The 23929-nt window shown below is 56.9% G+C and carries 15 protein-coding genes; 8 read left to right on the forward strand and 7 right to left on the reverse strand.

The annotated features are described in order from the left end of the window. Positions 1-4: 4 nt before the first annotated feature. The 5 genes from L9H78_RS10340 to L9H78_RS10360 form a co-directional block, all read right to left on the reverse strand. Positions 5-1921: a TIGR03773 family transporter-associated surface protein gene (locus tag L9H78_RS10340; protein WP_249620043.1), complete on the reverse strand. Its 1917-nt coding sequence runs from the start codon at positions 1919-1921 to the stop codon at positions 5-7. Between the two features lie 6 nt (positions 1922-1927). Further along, positions 1928-4594: a choice-of-anchor M domain-containing protein gene (locus L9H78_RS10345; protein ID WP_249620044.1), complete on the reverse strand. Its 2667-nt coding sequence runs from the start codon at positions 4592-4594 to the stop codon at positions 1928-1930. A gap of 161 nt (positions 4595-4755) precedes the next feature. Continuing rightward, positions 4756-7575 (reverse strand): choice-of-anchor M domain-containing protein, encoded by a 2820-nt coding sequence (locus tag L9H78_RS10350; protein WP_249620045.1) that lies wholly within the window; start codon positions 7573-7575, stop codon positions 4756-4758. A gap of 261 nt (positions 7576-7836) precedes the next feature. After that, positions 7837-9504 (reverse strand): hypothetical protein, encoded by a 1668-nt coding sequence (locus L9H78_RS10355; RefSeq protein WP_249620046.1) that lies wholly within the window; start codon positions 9502-9504, stop codon positions 7837-7839. Then, a complete protein-coding gene (locus L9H78_RS10360) occupies positions 9501-10427 on the reverse strand; it encodes an ABC transporter ATP-binding protein (protein WP_249620047.1) in 927 nt (308 codons plus the stop codon). Before L9H78_RS10360 ends, L9H78_RS10355 begins: the two co-directional genes overlap by 4 nt. Before the next feature lie 99 nt (positions 10428-10526). On the opposite strand from L9H78_RS10360, the gene L9H78_RS10365 reads away from it, so the two are divergent. Further along, a complete protein-coding gene (locus tag L9H78_RS10365) occupies positions 10527-11972 on the forward strand; it encodes an alanine/glycine:cation symporter family protein (protein ID WP_249620048.1) in 1446 nt (481 codons plus the stop codon). Between the two features lie 30 nt (positions 11973-12002). On the opposite strand, the gene L9H78_RS10370 is transcribed toward L9H78_RS10365, so the two are convergent. Then, positions 12003-13370, reverse strand: coding sequence for a Na+/H+ antiporter family protein (locus L9H78_RS10370; RefSeq protein WP_249620049.1), 1368 nt, complete (start codon positions 13368-13370; stop codon positions 12003-12005). A gap of 57 nt (positions 13371-13427) precedes the next feature. After that, a complete protein-coding gene (gene hutG / locus L9H78_RS10375) occupies positions 13428-14384 on the reverse strand; it encodes a formimidoylglutamase (RefSeq protein ID WP_249620050.1) in 957 nt (318 codons plus the stop codon). A 289-nt stretch (positions 14385-14673) separates the two neighbouring features. On the opposite strand from hutG, the gene hutH reads away from it, so the two are divergent. The 7 genes from hutH (at position 14674) to trpB (ending at position 23929) form a co-directional block, all read left to right on the forward strand. After that, on the forward strand, positions 14674-16260 hold the full coding sequence (hutH, locus tag L9H78_RS10380) for a histidine ammonia-lyase (RefSeq protein WP_249620051.1): 1587 nt from the start codon (positions 14674-14676) through the stop codon (positions 16258-16260). A gap of 209 nt (positions 16261-16469) precedes the next feature. Next, positions 16470-17675 carry an imidazolonepropionase gene (gene hutI / locus L9H78_RS10385; protein WP_249620052.1) on the forward strand — a complete coding sequence of 402 codons (1206 nt, stop codon included), beginning with the start codon at positions 16470-16472 and terminating at the stop codon, positions 17673-17675. A gap of 109 nt (positions 17676-17784) precedes the next feature. Continuing rightward, a complete protein-coding gene (locus L9H78_RS10390) occupies positions 17785-19380 on the forward strand; it encodes an anthranilate synthase component 1 (RefSeq protein ID WP_249620053.1) in 1596 nt (531 codons plus the stop codon). Continuing rightward, a complete protein-coding gene (locus L9H78_RS10395; protein WP_249620054.1) occupies positions 19380-20033 on the forward strand; it encodes an anthranilate synthase component II in 654 nt (217 codons plus the stop codon). The genes L9H78_RS10390 and L9H78_RS10395 overlap by 1 nt, the downstream gene beginning before the upstream one ends. After that, positions 20033-21145, forward strand: coding sequence for an anthranilate phosphoribosyltransferase (trpD, locus tag L9H78_RS10400; protein WP_249620055.1), 1113 nt, complete (start codon positions 20033-20035; stop codon positions 21143-21145). The genes L9H78_RS10395 and trpD overlap by 1 nt, the downstream gene beginning before the upstream one ends. Continuing rightward, positions 21135-22652: a bifunctional indole-3-glycerol-phosphate synthase TrpC/phosphoribosylanthranilate isomerase TrpF gene (gene trpCF / locus L9H78_RS10405; protein ID WP_249620056.1), complete on the forward strand. Its 1518-nt coding sequence runs from the start codon at positions 21135-21137 to the stop codon at positions 22650-22652. The genes trpD and trpCF overlap by 11 nt, the downstream gene beginning before the upstream one ends. A gap of 8 nt (positions 22653-22660) precedes the next feature. Next, positions 22661-23929, forward strand: a complete 1269-nt coding sequence (gene trpB, locus L9H78_RS10410; RefSeq protein WP_249620057.1) for a tryptophan synthase subunit beta — start codon at positions 22661-22663, stop codon at positions 23927-23929.

The following is a 23929-nucleotide window of genomic DNA, read 5'->3' on the forward strand; positions in this document are numbered from 1 at the left end:
GGTACTACACCTGCGGGATCATCGCGGTCTGCGGTGCTTGTGGTGGCTGTGGTGATTGCGGAGGTTGCGGACCATCCGTTCCAGGCCCTCCAGAACCATCGCCGGGGTCGTCAGTGTTTTCTGCGGAGTTTTCTGCAGATTTAGCCTTTTTCACGGCATAATGTGCTGCCGCGATGCCAAGGAACAATAGCCCCAGACCAAGCACGATCGCAGCGATATTAAACAACTTTGAATCCTGTCCGGCGAATCCCGCACCAAAACCACCGGCTGCTAGCGGAGTGCCGTCGGCAGCCAAGCCCTGCGCGGCGAGTTCTTCTTCGCTGAGCCCCTGGCCAGCAGTCGCGTCTCCACCTGCACCACCGGCAGCGCCGGCTGCTCCTCCACCGGCAACTCCACCGCCGGCACATTCGCCACCTTCTGGGTTCACTACCGCACCCAGGTCGAAGTGGCCGTCACTAAAAGCTCCGCCAGGGTTGTTGCCCCCCACGACGAAGTTGATCGTCGCGTTGCCAGAAACTTTTTTGCCGTTGTTCAGTTGCGCGGACTGGGTGATGTTGACCTGGTAATGCCCCGGCGCGCCGAAAACCCAGTTCGGGTGCACGTGCGTGTTGCGCGGGATGGCTTTGCTGCCCTGGTATCCGCCACCAGCCGCGCGGAACCATTCTTCACCCACGATCTGTCCCAGTTGGCCTTGCGAGTACACAGTCATTGGGCCTGGTCCGCTAAACCCGGTGATGTCCCAGCGCACGCTGGATGCCAGGTGCTCGTGCATAGATTCGTGCTGAGTGTTGGCACCCAGCCACGGAACACCGGCAACCTGCGTGGCTCCGATCATCCAAGCTTTACCCTGTGGCACCGTGCCCACGTTGCTGGGTAGGTTTACCTCGGCATTCGACGACAGGTAGAACGTCGCGCCTTGTGCAGGACGCCATTGTGCTGGGCTGGTGGTGTCGTCTTTGATTTGCGGCTGTAGGCCCGGGGTGCATTGTGCGTTTCCGGAACCAGAATTGCTTGCCGACGACGAACCGCCGGATGATCCAGCCGGTGGCGCTGCCTTCGGTGCTGGGCCTGGGCGTGCCCCACCAGCACGTGGGCCTGGGGCAGCTCCTCCGCCACCCTGCGGAGCTGGAGCTACAGGGTGGTTGCCTGCGTGGCCTGCCCCGCCGTTGTGTCCACCACCATGGCCACCTGCTTGTCCTCCGCTGGGTGCAGCAGGTGCTGGTGCATCGCCGGATTCCCCGCCAACCTGCCAGGTGTAGGTCACCGCGTTACTGGATTGTCCATTGGCACTGGCATACACCGTCATCTGGTAGGTACCCGGGTGGGTGAATGCCCAGTTGATGTGCTTGTGCGCTGGGTATGGCTGGTTGATCACAGAGCCGGTACGCAGGTTATATGAACCATCATCGGTGACAGATTTGATGCCACCGAAACCTTCGGTTTCGAAAATATAGACTTCGCCGGGGCCGGAAACCTCTTGGAAGTTGAAATCGATGGATTGGTAGCCGTCGGCTGCAACCGGCTGGGTATCCCAGCCCGGCCAGATCACATCATGGTTTTGTGACTGTGGCAGGAAGTACGTCGCTTGGCCGATGCCATCGACACCTGCGGTAGCTTCCGACCAGGCAGCATCGCTGACGTGCAGGACGACGTCGTCGCCAGGTCGTTGTACTCCGCCACCAGTGATGTCTTCTTTCATCGACAGCGAGAGTTCGCCACCATGTGAGGTGACGTAGAAGACGTCAACGTGCCCACGGTCAAAAGTTTGGGCCATGGCGCGCGGGGCAAACGCGGCTACCCAACACAGCACCAAGGCAGCAAGCAACGCGGAAGCTTTGTGTACCGGCTGCGATGAGACCGGTCGTGCCGACGCTGGTCGAGCCACGTCCTGCCTAGGTGACTGGATTTTCAGTGCGTTCATGAAGGATTACTTTCCGGGAAAATTTGGCATTTTTGAAGTAAAGAAGTTGGCGATTTGCGGTTGCAATTCCGCCAACAGAGCGACCATGCGGGCAATGAACACGATGCCCAGAACTGGTGCTAGCACATGAACCGGATTGAAGTTAGAGAAGAAGCCCTTTGGTGACGAACTGCCCGGGGTGGACTGCTTGTCTGGATCCTTCGGAGCTTCTGGCTTCTTACCGCTTTCCGGGGCACCTGGCTTCTCGGGTTTTTCTGGGGTCTCAGGTTTGCCCGGGGTGCCTGGCTGGCTTGGTGGATTCGGTTTGCTTGGCTGGTTCGGGTTGCTCGGTTGATTCGGTTGATCAGGCTTCGGTGCCGGAGCGGTCTTGCACGTCTCCAATGCCTCTTCCCCAACGGTGACGACGAGCTCGTGGCTATCAGACTTCAGTTCTTTGCCATCTTTCGTCTTGCCGCTGTAGCTGGCCTCGAAGGTGTAGATTCCCGGATGAGAGAAAGCCCAGTGCACATGGGTGTGCGCCGAGTAATGGGATTCAATCGAATAATCCTGTTTGGTGGAGTCGGCAAGAATCTCATGATCGCCTCCGAAAGACCCCTTATCGATGAACACACCCCAGCTGGAGTTTTCCGGTGTTTCACGTGGAACTAGGTTCAGAGATACTGGGCCATCGAATTCGTCCTGTACCGGAATAGCTTCGGTGTTATACCCCGGCCACAAGACGGCTTTGTCCTGAGCCTGCGGCAAATAGTAAAACTCACTGCCTTTCTCGCCAATGAAGTTATACTTTTCGTCGCTCAATTGCTCCGGGCGCTTCCGTTTCGCATTGTCCCGGATAACAAAAGTGACATCCTCCAAGGAACGTTCCACAGATTTATCTGCGGCCAGCCGCGTATCGTCTTTCAACGCAATATCAAGACCATCTTTAGTGCGCTTACCCAGAATGTCGACGTGACCGCGGTTGAGAAGGACCTTGTCCTCACAAACTGGGTGCCCAGCCTGCTCATCACTGCCCTGCTGCTCGTTGTTCTTTGGCGGTTCCTGCTGTTCTGCGCCTGGGTTTTGTGCACCCGAGTTTTCGGTACCGCTATCACCTTGGCCAGTTTGTCCTGGTCTTTGCAGCTCAGGCTCTAGCGAGCCATCGATCTCACCCAAGCGGAAGGTCGCCTCGGCGCTAGTTCCAGCGTTGAATTTGTCTGTGACAATCCCGGATGCAGCCTTTCGGCCAAATCCAGCATGTGGAATGACATCGATTTTTAGGAGCGCATTGTCCGGTAGGTACTCTTCTCCAAACCGGAGGGTTCCTTTGCCGTCCTGAAAGGTGCCCGCCAATTCCCGGTCTGCGGTACCTTTTTCTAACCAAGCTTCATTTTCATAAATTCCACCCGTAATCAGCCCCTGTAGTTTCGGGTCTTTCGCCTCGACGACGATTTCTCCGACCCCATTAGCCCCGGGGACGTATTTCACGGTGACCTCATCATTCGTGACCGCAGTATTTGGTGCCGGGAAGTTGAAGGTCCGCAGGTTTTTGCCCGCGGGCAGTTGCTCCGCATGATTGTCCGAGGTGGTTGTGACCTCAGCCTGGCCTGCGGAATATGCCAACGGTGCGGAAATCCAGTGCGCCGAAGCCTCATCATCCGGGGTGAACACCGCTTGGATATTAGATTCTTGGGCGCTCAACAATTCATCCCAGGAGGCTTTACCGTTTTCAACCTCAAGGTCGGTCAGGAAATAGCCGTCGACGAATAACGTCACGGTACCCGAAAGCTCCGGGTTTCCAGCATCGAACGAGATGGTGGAAAGTTTATCGTCACCGTCGACAGTCGGGTCCGCTTTTTTCGCAACGCTTAAACGATAATTGGCCTCTGCAAGATTTGCTGTGCGCGCCTGATTGTAGCGTTCCTGCAAAGGCTTCGTGGCCTCTGATTTTGGCTGCTGTCCGCCCGCCTGAATCACCATGGTTCGTGGTTCGGAGGCCACATAAGTGCCGTCTTTACGCAGGCCGCTGGTTTGAAACTTCAGCTCATATCGTCCGGGTTTAGTAAATACGGTTCCGATGTGGTTGTGCTCGCCGGGCTCAATCGAAATGGAACGTGGCGACGATGCGCTAGTACCCAAAAGACGCAGGACATCGATCGCTTGCCCGGACCGATACTGCAGTTGCTCTACCTCGCCTGGGCCATCCACCGACAAAAGATCCAGCGATACCCGGCCGTTCAGCATATCGTCGACGTTTAAGTCTTTTTCTGCACCATAACCAAGCCATGCTGGGTCTTGTCGGCCTCCCAATGGCGTTTCTGGCGAATACACGTAGGTATCACCTGGGGTGCCTAAATAGCTCAGGCGCTCATTATCAGCCACGGTGAACTGATACTGCTGCTTCTTATCAGCGCCGTCACTGTTATAGCCTTTTCCAATCCAGATTGCCGACTCTGAGAACTTGTGCGCACCCTCGTTATTATGTGCGTACAGGTCAAACACCCCGGCTTCATCCCGCACGGTATACGGCGCATCAATGTGTTCTCTGGTGAGAATCTTTTTGCCGTCATCTGGGCCAGCGGTTGCTGCTGGCAACCCAGCAAAAGTAGTGCTAAGGGCCGCGGTAACTGCAACCGCTAATCGGATATTGCGACTACGCCGCCCTGTCGCGCGCGAGCGACGAAGCTGTGGGGCCATGATTCATAAGCCTTTCTTTATTAAAAATGAATCCGCTTTTCAGGAGTGGTGTCAAAATACCGTAACTGAAAGCAGTTTGCAACAAGGCTTAAGGTTGCCGGTGTGTCATACAGAAGTTATGAAGAAAGGCCCCAATCGCAACCACAACCACTCAATTCCCGTTACTTTCCCCACTTCGGAAGCCCTGGGATGCCCTGTGCAAAGAAGTTTGCAACCTGCGGCTGCAGCTCCATAAACAGCGCAACCATCCGCGCGATGAACACAATACCCAACACTGGTGCTAGCAGGTGCACTGGGTTGAAATTCGAGAAGAAGTCTTGCGGTGACCAACCGCCTGGCTTGGATTGGTTGCCCGGCTTCTTCGGAGCTTCCGGCTTCTCTGGTTTCTTCGGGGTTTCCGGTTGCTTTGGTGGTTGCGGCTTTTCCGGCTGGCTCGGCTTCGGATCTTTCGGAGCTTCCGGCTCACCGGGCTTTGGCGCCTGCGGCTTTAGCTCACCCTCAGGTTTCCCAGGTGCGGGTTCATCCGAACCGTTTTCTGGCTTGTTTTCCTGCCCTGCCCCTGGCTTTGGTGCGGTGCAGGTCTCCTTTGCATCCTTGCCTACCGTAATGACAAACTCCTGGCTTTCGGACTTCATCTCACGGCCGTCTTTAGCTTTCGCACTGTAATTAGCATCGAAGATATAGACACCCGGCTTGGAAAATCCCCAATGGATGTGAGTGTGTGAAGCGAAGCTCGACTCAATCGAATGATCATTCTTGGTTGAATCAGACAAGACCGTTGGCGCCTCACCCAATCGTCCATCAATAAATGTTCCCCAGGTTGCGCCTTCCGGCACATCACGCGGCTGGAGATTGAGCGAGACGTCCCCATCAATCTTGTTAAAATCAATCGCTTCAGTGTTATAACCTGGCCAAATCACACCAGGACGCTGTGTTTGTGGCAAATGGTAAAAACCGTCATCCTGCTTGCCGAGGAAGTCAAACTCCGCACCCTGGTGGGCTGCCCGTCGAGTCTCCTTAGTGTTATCACCCACCACCAAAGCAACCTCGTTCAGCGCACGCTCCACGCTCTTCTTGTCAATCAGGCGGGTATCATCTTTCAGACTAATATCAAACCCATCGGCGTTGTGCTTCGCCAAGATATCAACATGTCCCCGGTCCAATAATTTCTTGCCGACGCACACCCCACGACCTTGCTGTGAAGGAGTCTGATTTTCTGGCACTCCTGGATTCTCTGGCGCCCCCGGTGCCTCCGGCGTTTCCGGAGACTCAGATGGCTTTTCTGCAGGCGGCTGCTGTCCAGCATCATCGGAAGCGCCTGGAACGCTTTCCGGTACTCCGGGGGATTCACCAAAGTGCACGGTACCTTCGTAAGAGTTGCCGCGGATAAACTTTTCAGTAATTGCCCCGCGAGCATTAGCTAGCCCATAACCAGGGTGTGGAATAACGTTCATGAACAGCACGCCTTCACGTGGTGCATACGTCTTATCGATCGTCACAAAGCCTTTACCATTAACGATAGCGCCTTCTAATGGTAAGTCAGCATAACCACCTTCCGTATCTTTCATCGTGCTATAGACTCCACCAGTAAACGCACCTTGGAAAGTCGGGTCCTTGGCTTCTACGTAATACGTGTCGGTTAGCCCATCACCGGAGACATAACGTACGTCAACATCTTTGCTGGTCAACTGCGTACCCGGTTCTGGAGTTCGCAGATCCCGCTTATTATTACCCTTCGGCAAAGCATCCGCATGCTGTGCACTGGTGGTTTCTTTCGACTCGCCAGCAGAATATGGTAGCGGTGCCGAAATCCACCGCGGAGCAACTGCCCCTGCAACAGCCGCAGCGCCCTCACCAGCGCCCTGAACAGTGGATTCACCAGTGCCCACAGCATCCGGGGTGAAAACAGCCTGAATATTCGACTGCTTCGGGCTCAACAGCTCATCCCAGGTTGCTTTGCCATTTTCCACGGCAAGGTCCGTTAAGAAATATCCGTCGACGAACAAAGTGACGGTACCATTCAGGCCTTCCTTACCCGCATCGAAGGTGATCGTCGAAAGTTTGTCGTCCCCACCCGCCTTCGGCTCGGATTTCGGAGCAATAGTAAGCCGGTAATTTGCTGCCGCAGCATCTCCTTGTGGAGCTTTGTTAAAACGATCTTCCAATGACTCGGTTGGAGTATCCAGGGGCCGCTGTCCACCAACCTGAATTACCTGGGTACGTGGTTCTGAAGTGACGAATTTGCCGTCGTTGGTACGCGAGCTCACACGATAGGTCAACTCATACCGGCCCGGCTTAGTAAACAGTGTGTTTAAGTGCGTGTGCTCCGCAGGTTTAATCGAGATAGAATGCGAAGAGGATTGCGTTGTGCCAACCACGCGTGCAAGATTGAAAACGTCGTTGGGGTTGTAATTGTACTGTTCCATATCCCCAGGACCATCGATGCCGATCAAATCCAGCGCGACCCGACCATTTTGCACGTTGCTGACGTCGAGGCCACTCTCAGCACCAAACCCGTACCAAATCGGTTTGTGGTTGCTGCCGGTCGCACCACTGGGTGCTTGCACGTAGGTCTCGCCAGGTTCGCCAATAAAAGCAAAATCGCCGTTATCGGGCAACGTAATTTGATATTTCGGCTTGGTTTTCGCTCCATCATCCCAACCTTTACCAATCCACAGGGCAGAATCAGCAAAAGCTGCGGTTGTGGCCTCATAGTCACCATCGACAATCTGATTGTATTTAGTACGCGCATCAAACTGCCCATCCTTACTAACCACATAAGGCGAATCAATGTGGCGTTCGGTCAAAATGAGTTTGCCATCATCAGGGCCTGCCGAAGCTGCCGGGAGACCAGCAAACGCGGTGCTCAACGCCGCGGTTACTGCCACCGCTAGACGGATCCGCGAACGACGCGATCCAGGCACCGTAAAACGTCGTCCCTGTGCGCGCACGTAGGCACGCGAGAAATCTGAAGTTTTCACTAATAAAACCTTTCTTATTGAAACCCATTCCCAATGAGTTTAGTTAAAAATAACCTACCTGAAAATAGGTTGCAACAAGGCTGGAAACTACCTGCTTAAAACTACAAAACCCACGGCTCAACTACCACCCATGCACCGCCGTGACGCACACTATGGCAAAACAAAACCGGGCCCATCACCGCCGTGATCAGCCCGGTCACCCGAAAAAATCATGCTGTAGAAAGCTGCTGTGCTGTAGAAAACTGCTATCCCCGCACAGATTTAATAAAAATTCCGCACCTTAGCAAAAACTTCCGGCCACCGCTTTTCCAAACGCTTCGCGGCCGCAGCATGCCCCAGCCAAAGCCCAGCCAGCGCAACAAGCACACTCAGAGCAACGCCAGCCCAGAACAGCGTCGGCAAGCCAGACAGCTGTGTGACACCACCATCACCGAGGTTCATGCCAACAATCATCATGATGATCCCGGGCGCGAGCGGTAACCACACCATCAGCACAGATACCAACATCATGATCAGTGCTCCAACAGAAAACCCCGACTTATCCTTCATCGGGTTGGTGCCCGGCGCGGAAACCTGAAACGGATTCCACACGGCCAACAGCGCCGCCAACCCCGCATTCAGCAACACCGCCGAGCCCGCGATCACCGCGAGCACCACCACAGTGGTCAGCTCGGTACCCAGCATCGCCAAAACCACCAGGTAAATCACCAAGGTCGGCAGAGTAAGCAGCAACACCGCCTGCGTGCGTGCCCACAATAACGTGCGCGGCGCCAACCCAGCGCTCATGTGCACCCAGTTCGACGGCCCGTCATAGCCCAACGCATTCGAGGTCATACTGGCAGCAAACGCCACGAAAAACAGCACCGCCACATAGGCCATACCGGACTGACCATTAATCGCGGACATTGCCAGCACCATCACCAAAAACAAGGGCATGACTATCAGGTTGTAGGTAAAGCGAATATCACGGCGCCAATACCGCAATGTCAGGGAGAACACTGCCCCGCTTGCCGACGCCCGCACCCCCGGCAATAACACGCTTCCCGCTGCAGAACCAGTGGCTGCCGCCCCGGAATCGCCGGTCACGGTCTGCGCATTACGTCGCAGCGCCCAGTGCCATACGCGCCACGCCACTACGACCGTCACCGCCGAAATCACTGTCTGGACCAGCGCGGTTATCCAGTGCGCATGCAGCACTGCGACAGCCGCCCCTGGTGCCGCACCGAACGGCGTCCATGCTACAAGTGCCAGCAAAGTATCCCACGGCAGCGAAAATTCCAAACTGCCGTTGACAACAAAGTTGAAACCGAAGACCACCACGATGAAGCCCAGGGCGCTAGCCATCGCAGCTTTCTCACTGTTCTTGCGGTTTCCTACACTTCCCAGCAACCTCGCCAAGGCTTCCCCACCAGCAACCGTAATCACCAGTGAAACCAGCACAGCCGGTATCCACACCGCAATGCCCCATCCACTGCCGTGCTGCACCAAACCGACGGCACCAAGCACGATCATCACCAATGAGTTAAATATCGCCAGCACGCCCCGCACCGTCAACAGTGAGGTCGCCGCCGCGCCCCGTAACATCACTGCTTCCGTGAGCGGCAGCACCGCCAGACGTGCAGGATCAACTTGGTTCTCTCCGGCCGGCATAAACAACGCTGCCAGCCAGTAGCCCACCGTGCCCGCCGCCAGGCTATAGATCATGGGCATGAAATCACCAACAGAGGCTCCCAGCAGCGTAAGTGCGCCAAGGCCGACCAGCCCCAGGAAAGAATAGAACGCGACTATTATGGCGATGAAAATTTGCGAAGTATTCGTACTGAAATGCCGCTTCCACAACTTCCAGTGCAAGCTAGTAAATACTCGTAGCGACGGTTGCGCTGCTGTCTGCGTCGCTGCGGTGTTGGTCCTTGGTGCTGTGCGGGTCACTGCTGCGCCCCCTTATTGCTATCGGAGGCGTCGTCGGCACTAGAGCTCTTCTGTCCCGCGCCAGCCAGCCACTCCAGTGAACCTTCCGCCAGATGACGCCCGCCGACCAGTTCCACAAAGCGCTCACTCAAGCTAGAACCAGCGCGCACCTCATCCAACGTGCCGTCGGCAAGCACCTGGTTCTTGCCGATCACCGCGACGTGATCACACAACGCTTCCACGGTTTCCATCACGTGCGAAGACATAATCACCGTGCCGGAGCTGGCAACATAGGCTTGCAGGATCTCGCGGATGGTGGTCGCAGAAACCGGATCAACTGCCTCAAAAGGCTCGTCGAGAATCAGAATGTCCGGACGGTGCAGCAACGCCCCGGCCAGCAGGATCTTTTTGGTCATGCCTGCGGAATAATCAACGATCAACTTGCTGGAAGAATCAGCCAGGTCCAACGCATCCAGCAACTCACGGGAGCGCTGCGCCACCGTGGGCTCGTCGATGCCGCACAAAAGGCCCAGGTAATGCAAGTATTCCTGTCCGGATAGGCGATCAAAAACGGGCAAGCCGTCGGCAAGCAGCCCGTAAGCAGCTTTCGCGGCATTGGCCTCCGCCGTACTACCCCACACGTTATGCCCACACACCAACGCGGTGCCGGTATCGGGGCGCAGCAGGCCAGTAGCCATCAGCACGGTGGTAGTTTTACCTGACCCATTCGGGCCGACGAGGCCGTAAAAGCTACCGCGCGGAACCCGAAGGTTAATATCCCGCACGACGACCTTGTCGCCGTAGGACTTACCCAAACCTTGCAGCTGGAGCGCAGCATGTGGGTGTGGCTCAGCTCCAGATCGCAGGTGAGAAGCAGATGATTCAGATTGCACAGAAGAACGCCCACCGGAGGCAGGACCGGCGGACACCGTTGGGTCAACCATGATTAGGCTACGCTTTCTACTTGAGATAATAGCTGCTACCCAAAGCGTAGCAACCCAGCAGAGAAGTTAATAGGGTGCTGTGCGTATTCTCTGTAGTTTATGGCAGACGATTCATTCGCAGATTCGCTCCAGAACATTCTGGACGGCATTGACAAGTTTATTTGGAGCCAGTGGTTCCTCATTCCCCTGCTGTTGTTCACCGGCTTGTGGCTCACGATCCGCCTGCGCGGAGTGCAGTTTCGCAAACTCGGAGTGGCGCTGCGCCACGGCTTCATTGACCGCAATGACGCGGCTGGCGCAGGTGACATCACCCAATACCAAGCGCTGACCACTGCCCTCGCCGCCACCGTCGGTGTGGGCAACATCGTCGGTGTGGCCACAGCGATTTCCATCGGCGGGCCGGGTGCTCTGTTCTGGATGTGGATCACCGGGCTGCTTGGTATGGCCTCGAAATACTCAGAAGCATTCCTGGGGGTGCGTTTTCGCGTAGCCGATGCACACGGCAAAGTCTCGGGCGGGCCCCAGCGTTATCTTTCCCAGGGCATCCCCGGCAGACTGGGTAAATTCCTCGCGTGGTTCTTCACGATTTCCGCAATCATCGCATCATTCGGTATCGGAAACCTCACGCAAGGCAATGCCGTCGCCGCAGGTTTGGAAAGCACCTTTGCTGTGAGTCCAACAGTCACCGGCGTCATCATGTTCGTGCTCATCGGCGCGGTGCTACTCGGCGGAATCGGGTCTATCGGTAAGGTCACCTCGGCTTTTGTTCCACTGATGATCATTATTTACCTCACCGGCGGGATCATTGTGCTGGCCATGCACGCAAGTGAAATTCCTGCAGCTTTCGCCATGATTTTTAACGACGCGTTCACTGGTACCTCTGCCACCGGCGGGTTCCTCGGGGCGGGAATCATCCTGGCAATGCAGATGGGTGTCGCCCGCGGTATCTTCTCGAATGAATCCGGCATGGGTTCGGCCGCGATTGCAGCCGCGGCTGCCAAAACCACCCACCCGGTGCGCCAGGGTTTAGTTTCCATGACGCAAACCTTCATTGACACGATCGTGGTGGTCACCATGACTGGGTTAGTCATCGTGACCACTGGGGTGTGGGAAGCCGGTCAGAATAATGCCGCCAACATGACCGCTGCGGCCTTCAGCGAAGGTATTGGCTCTGATTGGGGCGGCACTATCGTTTCTTTGTCGGTGGTATTTTTCGCGTTCTCAACAATTCTTGGCTGGTCTTATTACGGAGAGCGCAGCGCCGAACGTGCCTTCGGTGCCTGGGCCTCAATTCCCTACCGCATGGTGTTTACCTGCGTTATCTACATTGGCGCAACTACAGAGATCAGCCTGGCCTGGACCTTCGCGGATATCGCCAACGGGTTGATGGCAATACCAAACCTGATTGGCTTACTCATTCTTTCTGGCCTCGTCGCCCGCGAAACGAAGGCTTATCTGGATTTTGACCCGACGCTACGGGCACAACCGCGAGATATCGAAAAATTTCTCATTACCAGCAAGAACCCGTGGCGCAGTAAATTCTAGCGGGTAGTTCACTCACCTACAGTCGCTCACCTACAGCAGCATCGTGGCTGCCCAGCCGAAGGCAATCAGTGGGATGTTGAAGTGCAGGAAGGTCGGGATCACGGAATCGCGGATGTGGTCGTGCTGGCCGTCGACGTTCAGGCCAGAAGTTGGCCCCAGCGTGGAATCCGAAGCCGGGGAGCCCGCATCACCCAGCGCGCCTGCAGTACCCACCAGAGCGACGGTGGCCAGCGGGGAAAAGCCCAGCGAGATACATAGCGGGACGTAGATGGTGGAAATGATCGGAAGCGTCGAAAAGGATGATCCGATACCCATTGTGACGATAAGACCCACCAGCAGCATTGCCAGCGATGCCAGCGCTCGATTACCGTCGAAAGCAGCGGCGGTGGACTCGACGAGAGTTTCCACGTGTCCCGTAGCAGCCATCACTGAAGCAAAGCCTTGCGCGGTGATCATGATGAAACCAATCAACGCCATCATGCGCATGCCTTCGGTGTAGATATCATCGGATTGTTTCCAGTCCACGCCACGGAAGGCCAGCATGATTACCAAGCCAACCAGGGCACCGGCCAGCAAACTATCGGCATCGGAATCTAAGTATTGCAGCACAATTTGCACACCGAAAGTGGCGATTAGTGCGGCGATGGAAATAGCGATGCGGTAGCGCGAAATCTCCACAGCCTTGGCTGCGTCCTTCGAGATTGGGATTTCTTGATAAGTACGTTTTTTGCGGTAGCTGACAAAAATTGCAAACAGAACACCAGCGAGCATGCCGAGGGCAGGGGTCGCCATGGCCTGCATGACGGAAACATTATTAGCTTCGGGCATTCCCGCATCCACGATATTGCTGCGGAGAATGTCATTCATATAAATATTGCCGAAACCGACCGGAATGAAGAAATAGGTGGTAACCAGGCCAAAAGTCAGCACACAGGTGATCAGTCGGCGATCCACCTGCATTTTATTGAGAACGGAAAGCAGCGGAGGCACAATCAACGGGATGAACGCGATGTGCACTGGCACCAGGTTCTGCGACATGACCGCCATGAGCAGCAAACCTGCGACCGTAAGCCACTTGGCGACGGCTACGGCTTTTTCTTTGGTTTGCTCATTATTTTCTGCGTTGTCTGCGTCAATCCGGTTAATGATGGATTCGGCCAGCAAGCGGGGGAGACCCGCATTCGCGACCGCGAGAGCGAAAGCACCCAGCAGGGCATAATTCAGTGCAATGGACGCGCCATTGCCAATACCATCCTGGAAAGCTGCGAAGGAACCGCCGATACCTAAACCGCCAACCAGACCGCCAACAATCGCGCCGATAAGGAGCGCTAAAACCACGTGGACGCGGGCGACGGCCAGGCCCAGCATGACCACCACGGCAATAATCACTGCATTCATGGTGTTATTTTTAACACGTTGGGCCTAGATAGTAATAGCCACCGCTAGCTTTGCGGTTTATTTGCGGGCTGCGCCGTGTTCGGCGACGATGTCGTGAATCATGCGGGCTGCCAGCTTGGCTGTCCGCGCATCTACATCATACTTTGGATTTAACTCAACGATGTCCACAAGACAAAGTTTTCCGGTTTGCGCCAAAGCCAGTGCCATCGCATGAATTTTCAACACTTCCACGCCAAGAGCGGCCGGGGCAGATACGCCCGGTGCCACCGATGCCGGAAGTACATCTAAGTCAATACTAAGATGTATGTTTTTAAAATTTTCAGATTCTTTTATTGCAATATTGGTGGCTTCCTGCACGGTTAGCCGGGCTAGATCTTCATCAAGTAAATAGCTCACGCCAAGCCGTTCTGCAGCTGCAAATAACACGCGAGTATTGTTCGCGGCTGAAATACCCCAAACAAAATAATTGAAATCTTTACCGTCGATTTCAGAAATTTGCCGGAATGGAGTTCCTGAAGTCGGTTCTTCTGCCTCGCGTAAATCAAAATGGGCATCTAAATTAAAAATTCCGAGCGACCCCAGCGAACCAGAATTTTCATTTTTTAATCCGTGCACCAAACCACGGTGGGAGGCAAATGAGGTTTCATGCCCTCCACCCAAAATTACCGGTAAGTGTCCTGCGCGCACGGCCGCGGCGACGCATTGGGAAAGTTCTTCTTGCCCGGATTCTAAATCTCGACCTTCATAACTGACTGTTCCCGCATCGTAGCGAGGGAAATCATCGTGGATAGCTAATCCGCCCAACGCCCGCCGGAGCTCATCCGGTCCGGCCGCGGCACCTTGACGGCCACCATTGCGGCGAACTCCTTCATCAGAGGCAAAGCCAAGCAACACAGCGCCCGGTTGGGCTTCCGCTGCATCACCCAAGGTGAAATCTGCATCAATCACCGAATGCCAACGGGCATGTTCTGGGCCAGGTCCATCAACGCGTCCACTCCAAGTAAATTTACTCATGCCAGCTAGTCTAATCAGTTTGTTTTCGGTCTCTCCGGGCTTAGTAGAAACGATAGCGTGTTTTCATCACTGTGACGAAATTATAATGGCTGCTAGGTAGTACACCGCGCAAATTCTAGAAGTCTGGAATCCAAGACAAACAACTTAGCGGGTACGTTGGACACCCACTAAAATAGTGCTGTAGTACACAATAAAATTACGCCCACGCTTAAGCGATTAAACCGCACCAACATTAAGCAAACCCAGACAAAACCGCCAAGCAGCAAAACCCAACTAACAAGGAGTCACAATGAACACAGGAACCTCCAACGGTAACCTCGATGCCAAACACACCATCACAGTCGGCACCGGCGCATTAAGTATTGCGGACGTAGTCGCCGTCGCCCGCGGTGGGGCAGCAGTGGAAATTTCCGAGGATTCCCTCGAACAAATTGCGATCACCCGCAAGCGCATTGATGACCTCGCCAATGAACCAACCCCGGTCTATGGCGTCTCCACCGGATTTGGTGCTCTGGCACGCCGACACATCCCACACGATATGCGTGCCCAGCTACAGCGTTCACTCGTGCGCTCGCATGCGGCAGGCTCCGGGCCGGAGGTAGAACAAGAGGTCATCCGCGCGCTGATGCTGCTTCGCTTGTCAACGTTATGCACTGGACATACTGGCGTGCGCCCGGTCGTCGCCGAAACTTACGCCGCAGTGCTCAACGCGGGCATCACCCCGGTGGTGTACGAGTACGGCTCACTCGGATGTTCCGGCGATCTCGCGCCGTTGTCGCATTGCGCACTGGCATTACTAGGGGAGGGGCAGGTGCGCGTTTCTGGCTCCGAAAAACCGGTGCCTGCCGCAGCCGCGCTTGCCGACGCCGGCATCACCCCGCTCGAGTTGGAAGAAAAAGAAGGCCTGGCGTTAATCAACGGCACCGACGGCATGCTCGGCATGCTGTGCTTGGCCATCCACGATCTGCAGGATCTGGCGAAGGTCGCCGACATTTCCACGGCAATGACCGTAGAAGGCCTACACGGCACCTTGAGTGTGTTCGACGATAAACTGCAAAAACTACGCCCGCACCCAGGCCAGGCATCGTCGGCACGCAATATCCGCACCGTCGCAGCCAACTCACCATTGCTGGCGGCGGCGCAAGAAGACTTCCAGCAAACCCAAGTCCAGGATGCGTATTCAGTGCGTTGTTCACCGCAGGTCAGCGGCGGTTTCCGCGATACCATCACCCACGCCATTACCGTCGCCGAGCGCGAGCTCGCAGCAGCCGTCGACAACCCCGTCGTCATCGATGGGGAAGTACGCTCCAACGGCAATTTCCACGGTGCACCAGTAGCTTATGTACTGGACTTTTTGGCAATCGTCGCGGCGGACCTAGCCTCGATTTCTGAGCGTCGCACCGACCGCTTCTTGGATACTGCACGCAACCGCGGCTTGCCAGCGTTTCTTGCCGACGACCCGGGCGTCGACTCCGGCCACATGATCGCGCAATACACCCAAGCCGGAATTGTCTCAGAGCTGAAACGGGCCGCAAATCCGGCCTCCGCAGATTCCATTCCGTCGTCCGCGATGCAAGAAGATCACGTGTCCATGGGATGGTCCGCTGGCCGCAAGCTTCGCACCGCCGTCGACGGCCTACAGCGAGTCTTGGCCATTGAATACCTCACCGCCGCCCGCGCAATCTCAATGCGCTGCCGTGATGCCGCGGCAGAATCCGCCCCAGGCACCACAGCCGCCGTTGCTTTGCTCCGCGAAGGGGTAGAGGGCCCAACCACCGACCGTTTCCTGGCGCCAGAAATCGCTTACGCTCACCAGCTGGTTGCCAGTGGAGCACTCGTTGCCAGCGTCGAAGACGTCGTCGGCGCGCTGGATTAGACGCTGCTAGAAGGGGCTGGCAGAAAAGCGCTAGCGGAAAAGCGTTAACGTCAGGGTGCTAGCAAGGGAGCACCGGCCCAGCAGAACAGGGCCGAGCGCCCACGGCGACAGCACCAACGAAGGCAGCGCCCATGAGGACAGCACCCATGAGAACTTGCACATAAACAGACATCTCCACGCACGCGAGATATCACCATTCGAAAGGCATCATGAGCACACTTTTCCACAACATCAGCGAACTACGCACGGTATCGGACGCGGGCACCATTAAAGACGGCGCGCTGCTCGTCGACAGTGATGGCGTCATCACCTGGGTCGGCGCGTTGAATGACCTGCCACAGGACCTCTCCGAGGGCATCGAGAAAAAGATCGACCTGGGCGGCCGTGCAGTACTGCCAGGTTGGGTGGATTCACACACGCACATGATTTTCGATGGCAACCGCGCCGAGGAGTTCGAAGCCCGCATGGCAGGCGAATCCTATTCGGCCGGGGGTATCGCCACCACCATGGAAGCTACCCGCAGTGCTGGGCGTGAGCGCCTGGAACGGTTGTTGCAAGAACGCATCGCTGGCTGTCACGCGGGCGGCACGACCACCATCGAGACCAAGACCGGCTACGGCTTGAACACAGAATCCGAGGCCCTAGCCGCTGAGGTAGCCAGCACAGGCGTCGACGACGTGACTTTCCTGGGCGCACACCTGGTTCCGCCGGGGGCAGATGCCGACGAATACCTGGAGGAAGTCGTCGGCCCGATGTTGGACGCCGTAGAGCCGCACGCTGGCTGGATCGACGTTTTCTGCGAGACCGGCGCGTTTAACGAGGAACAATCACGCAAAGTGCTCGAGGCCGGTAAGAAGCGGGGTCTGCTTCCACGCGTGCACGGCAATCAGCTGCAGCAAGGCCCCGGTGTACGCCTCGCCGTTGAGGTCGGTGCGGCATCGGTCGACCACGTGAACTATCTTTCCGACGACGATATCCAAGCACTAGCCGGCAGCGAGACCGTCGCTACGGTGTTGCCGGCCTGTGACTTGTCGACGAAACAAGATCTCGCCCCAGCTCGGAAATTGCTGGATGCCGGTGCCACCGTCGCGATCGCCTCAAACCTGAACCCAGGAACGTCGTACACCTCGTCAATGAATTTCTGTGTCACCACCGCGGTGCTGCAGCAAGACCTCAGTTTGGATGAAGCCATCGAGGCCGCAACCTTGGGCGGTGCAAAAGCACTGCGTCGCCAACCGGTCAAAGGTGGGGAAGACGCACAGGGCCGTCCCGGCCGCGGAAGCTTGGTCCCCGGTGCAGCAGCAGATTTGCACGTGCTCAACTTCACCAACGCAATCGAGCTGGCCTACCGCCCAGGCATGCCTGCGACTTACCGGACCTATAAGAACGGCGAGCTTGTTTTCGGTGAGGAATAAGCAATGTTTCACGTGAAACATTGCCATTCCCGGCGGCGCCGACCCTCGGAGCGAATTTAAGCCTAGGCCACGCCGCCCATGTCGGCTGCCACACAGTATTGTTGGGGCTATGAATTTTGCTGCACATCTCCCCACAGCGCGCCGCGATCTGCGCTACCACGCGGATGCGGCGCAGCTTTTCGCCCATCTAGGCGGGCTCGAGCACACAGATACGGTACTGCTGGAATCAGCGGATATCGAATCCAAGAAAAACCTTCTCTGCTTGGCGGTTCTCGACTCCGCTGTTCGCGTTCGCTGCCACGGCAGCCGGGTTATCGCGCAGGCGCTCACAGCTACCGGCGAAGAGATAATAGCGAAATTACGTGACGAACTTTCTGAACATGAAGTCACGAGCAATGGCGACGATCGGGGAGTGGCAGTCTTCGAATTCCCAGTATCCCAGGCTGCCGATGAGCGCGAACGCCTGCTGGCGGTCTCCCCGGCAGAAGTGCTGCGTCGGCTGCAATTGAGCGAGCAGTATGGCGGCAACGCCACTCAACAGGGTTCCGCCGGAGAAGTACCGGATCTGCCCTTATTGGCTGGCGGCTTCGCCTACGACTTTTTAGAAACCTTCGAAACCCTACCCACGGTCAGCGAAGGCGACAACACGTACCCAGATTACGAATTCGTCGTCGCAGAAACACTACTAAAAGTAGACCACCTGTCACAGACAGCATATGTGTGCGGCGTCGGAACCAGCCAGGACGACGTCGACAAGCGGCTGGCTGCCTATGCCACGAAAGCCGAAATTGAGATCACACCACTGGCTCCACCGGAGCAGGGCGTCGACAAGAGCGAACCGCTGCGGGTCCGCACGGATATCGACGACCAACAATTCCGCAGCCACGTCGAACAGCTCAAAGGCAATATTTATCAGGGCGATATTTATCAGGTGGTGCCCGCGCGCACCTTCCGCGCACCGTGCACCGATGCCTTTGCTTCCTACCGACGCCTACTCCAGACGAACCCATCGCCGTATATGTTCTACTTCCGCGGCGAAGACTACGAGCTGTTTGGCGCCTCGCCGGAATCAAACCTGAAATTCTCCCCGGATACTCGGGAAGTGCAGCTGTATCCGATTGCTGGAACGCGCCCACGCGGCTTAAACCCGGATGGCAGCGTCAATCACGAACTCGATATCCGCAACGAGCTGGAGATGCGCACCGACCACAAGGAACTGGCCGAGCACACCATGTTGGTGGATCTGGCACGTAACGATCTCGCCCGCGTCGCAGTACCTGGCACGCGTAAAGTCGCGGAGTTGTTGCAAGTGGACCGATATTCGCGCGTGATGCACCTCGTCTCCCGCGTCACCGCCACCTTGCACGAGGATTTCGACGCCCTCGATGCCTACCGGGCGTGCATGAACATGGGCACGCTGACTGGTGCACCAAAACTGCGTGCGGTGGACCTGTTGCGTGAAGTAGAAGGCAAACGCCGCGGTTCCTACGGCGGCGCGGTCGGGTATCTCGGTGGCGACGGACGTATGGATAACTGCATCGTGATTCGCAGTGCCTTCGTGCGTAACGAGGAAGCGATCATTCAGGCCGGTGCCGGCGTTGTGCGGGATTCTATTCCGCAGGCGGAGGCCGACGAGACAGTACACAAAGCGTATGCGGTGCTCGATGCCGTCGCGCTGGGGGCGCCAGTGGAGGTGGCACGATAATGACAGCACAGCCGCAGATGACAGCACAGCCGCATGTCGTGGTGATTGATAACCGCGATTCGTTCATTTACAACCTGGTCGACGCGCTGAGCGGGCACCACTGCACGGTTTTCCGCAACACGGTCGATGTGGAGACGGTGTTGGCCGCCAAGCCGGATTTGCTGTTGTTCTCACCGGGGCCGGGGCACCCACGGGAAACCGGGAACATGATGGAGCTTCTCGACGCCATCCATGGTGAAATACCGGTGCTTGGAATTTGTCTGGGATTCCAAGCCCTCCTGGAACACTACGGCGGCACCGTGGAACCGTGTGGACCGGTGCACGGCCGCTCCGTACCTATGACGCTGACGGATGCTGGAGCGCACCATCCGCTGTTTGCTGGGCTGACAATCGACGAGGAACCAGATAAACCAGAACACGTCGGCCGCTTGGTCCCGGTGGCTCGCTATCACTCGTTGGGATGCGCGAACCCGCCGGAACAGCTACAGGTACTTGCAACGACAAAGACAGACTTAGGCGATGTGGCCATGGCGGCTTATGCCCCCGATGGCTCGTGCATGGGCTTGCAGTTCCACCCCGAATCAATCTTGAGCCCGAAAGGGCCAGTCTTGTTGAATCGTTGCATCGACTTTTTAACGAAAGGGGAGTGCTGATGACCGAGAGCACCACTGAAAACACCGTTGCGGAAAACGCCAACGCTGAAAACGCCACAGCAGACCACGACTCCGACAATACTGACGCAAACCCCGCGCCGCTGGATCGCCTGCTGGCTTATTTGGACAATCATGACCCCACAGTCGAGCAAGCCCGGGAAGTTTTCCAACCACTGACCATTGGCGAGTACGAGAACGTACACATTGCGGCTCTGCTGGCCACGATCCGCACCCGTGGTGAGACTTTCGCCGACATCGCCGGTGCCGCGCAAGCGTTTATCAATGCCGCGCGCCCGTTCCCGATTACGGGTGCTGGTTTGTTAGACACCGCTGGTACCGGCGGCGACGGCACCAACACGATTAATATTTCCACCGCGGCATCACTGGTCGCCGCCGCTGGGGGAGCGAAGGTAGTGAAAGGCGGCAACCGGTCGGTATCGTCGCGTTCCGGTTCCGCGGATGTCCTCGAGGCACTGAATATCCCGCTGGACTTGGATGTGGATCGTGCAGTTACCCAATTCCAGAATTCTGGCTTCACCTTCTTATTCGCCCCGGCGTATCATCCGGCGGTCGCGCACGTGATGCCGGTGCGTAAGGCGCTGAAGGTTCCCACCCTGTTCAACACCTTGGGCCCCTTGTTGTCACCGGCACGCCCAGAGTTTCAGATGATGGGTATCGCCCGGCCAGAAATCGGCGAAACGATCGCCCGGGTATTCCGCGAGCTTGGCCGCAAACGGGCGCTCGTCGTGCATGGCTCCGGTACTGACGAAGTAGCGGTGCATGGCCCGACCACGATCTGGGAATTGCGCGATGGTGAGATTGCACAGTACGAGCTCACCCCGGAAGATTTCGGCGTCACCCGCCACGAATTAGCTGACTTGGAAGGCGGAGATGGTACGGCGAATGCCGCTGCGATCCGGGCTATCTTCGAAGGCACGGCACCACAGGCACACCACGACGCCGTCGCCGTCAACGCCGGAGCAATGCTGTACGTCATCGGTAAGGCAGATTCCATTGCCGAAGGAACCTCGCTGGCGACTCAAATCATTAACGACGGCACCGCGAAGCGTTGGTTAGCTACCCACGAGGAGGCCGATTACGGTGAACGCTAAATTGCCCACGGTGCTAGAAAATATCGTTGCCCAGCGTCGTACGCACCTGCCGGCCATCACCGAGCGAATCGCACATGTGGACCGTGCACAGCTGCCACGCTCACAACGCAGTTTGTACGATTCACTTCGGGCGCGCCCACAGGCGTTCATCATGGAGTGCAAGTCCTCATCACCGTCGCTGGGCCTGATTCGGGCAGATTATCAGCCCGGCGAGTTGGCGCGGGTGTATTCGCGTTATGCTGCCGGAATTTCCGTGTTGTGCGAACCAGAGCATTTCGGTGGCGACTATGACCATCTAGCAACCGTCGCCATGTCGACGCACCTTCCGGTGTTGTGCAAGGATTTCATTATCGACCCCGTGCAGCTCTATGCTGCGCGCTATTACGGTGCCGACGCAATCTTGTTGATGCTCTCGGTGCTGGGCGATGACGAGTACGCACGGCTGTCTACGCTTGCCGACGAATTGGGTCTGGACGTGCTCACGGAAGTCATTGATGAGGACGAGGTTGCCCGCGCATTGCGCTTGGGTGCGCAGATCGTGGGCATCAACAACCGGAACCTGCATGATCTTTCCATAGATCTTTCACGCACTGCGAAATTAGCGGCATTGCTCCCAGAAGGAACACTAGCCCTTTCTGAATCCGGAATTCGGGATAATAGGGCAGTGCGGGCTTTGGGCGCACACGCTTCCGGATTTTTGGTCGGTTCGCAGTTGTCTTCGCAGCCGGATACAGATTGGGCTGCCCGCGCTCTGGTCTATGGACACAACAAAGTATGCGGCTTGACGACGTCGGGCACCGCCCAAGCCGCTCGCGCCGCGGGTGCGGTCTACGGCGGTTTGATCTTCGAGGAAACATCTCCCCGCCATGTTTCACGTGAAACATCGAAAAAAATCATCGCCGATGAACCCGGGCTGCGCTACGTCGCAGTTTCGCGGCGGACGACGGGCTGGGCCGAGCTGGTACAACCCGGCATCCACGCCCTCCAAGTCCACAGCCCGTACCAGGGGTCTATTGCTGGGGAAGAAGCGTTACTCGCAAACGTACGCGCGGAACTCCGCGACGCGGGAGCGGACCCAGCAGATACCGGCCTAGAAATCTGGCGTGCGATCTCCATGACCACCCCGGAGGTGGAACCGGAGAGACTCAACGAGCTCGTTGCTCCCGGCGCTGCCGACAAACTGGTTCTCGATGCGGGGCAAGGAGGAACCGGAAGCACCTTCGACTGGCAATCAATTCCCGATGAGATTAAGCCCCACTCATTGTTAGCAGGCGGGATCAACCCCAAAAACCTCCAAGCCGCACTGGAACTTGGATGCCTCGGCATCGACCTGAACTCCGGGGTAGAAGTAGCCCCTTCTGCCGCAACTGAGACCGCAAAAGCAGGACCGGCCGCAGCACCACGAAAAGACGCCTCATTAATCCGTACTGCCTTTGCCACCATCCGCGACTACACAGAACCCCACGGTTACACACAACCCCACGACTACCCAGAATCCCGAGACTAGGACACACCATGAGCAATGAACGTGCGACAATTTTGCCGGCATATTTTGGCGAATTCGGCGGGCAATTCGTCCCCGAATCCTTGATCCCTGCACTGGATCAATTAGAGCGTGCTTTCGTCGACGCGATGGAAGACCAATCCTTCAAGGATGAATTAGCACGTCTGCTCAAGGATTATCTGGGCCGCCCGACACCATTAACCGAAGCCACCCGCCTGGGTGGCAAGGCCCGCATCTTCCTGAAACGCGAAGACCTCGTGCACGGCGGAGCACACAAAACCAACCAGGTGCTTGGCCAAGCGCTGTTGGCCAAGCGGATGGGCAAAAAGCGTGTGATTGCCGAAACCGGCGCAGGCCAACACGGTACCGCGACGGCCTTAGCTTGCGCGCTGCTGGATCTCGAGTGCGTGGTGTATATGGGCGCCGAGGATGTGCGTCGGCAAGCACCCAACGTGTTCCGCATGGAACTCATGGGGGCCAAGGTGGTCTCCGTGGAAACCGGTTCCGGCACATTGAAGGATGCCGTGAACGAGGCTTTGCGCGATTGGACCGCCACCTTTGAGGACTCGCACTATTTGCTCGGCACCGCGGCAGGTCCGCACCCATTCCCAACCATCGTGCGAGAATTCCACCGCGTGATTTCCACCGAGGCGAAAGCACAAATGATTGAACGCACCGGTGGTCTTCCCGACGTCGTCGTGGCTTGCGTCGGCGGTGGATCGAATGCAATTGGTATGTTCGCAGACTTCATCGACGAGCCAGACGTCGAACTCGTCGGTGCCGAGCCGGGCGGTAAAGGAGTGGACTCCGGACGACACGGTGCCACTATCACACAGGGAACCGTCGGAATTCTGCATGGCACGCGCTCATACCTGATGCGCAATGCCGAGGGCCAGGTCGATGAGTCCTATTCGATTTCCGCCGGGCTGGATTACCCCGGTGTCGGACCACAGCACGCACACCTGCACGCCAGCGGTCGTGCGACCTATGTTGGCATTACCGACGCCGAAGCGCTGGAAGCCTTCCAACTGCTGGCACAGAAAGAGGGCATCATTCCGGCGCTAGAGTCTTCGCACGCGCTGGCGTATGCCCTGAAGCGTAAAGACGAAGACATCTCCATCGTGGTCTCACTATCCGGTCGCGGTGATAAAGACATCGATCATGTGCGCCATGTCTTAGGTGATTTGGCAGATGAAACTGGCGCCTGGCAACGCTATGCCGACGACAACGCCACACAGAAAAAAGCCGCCGAAGAAACTGACGAGAAGGGCCAAGCATAA

It is taken from the genome of Corynebacterium pseudodiphtheriticum (genome assembly GCF_023509295.1).
Lineage (GTDB): Bacteria > Actinomycetota > Actinomycetes > Mycobacteriales > Mycobacteriaceae > Corynebacterium > Corynebacterium pseudodiphtheriticum.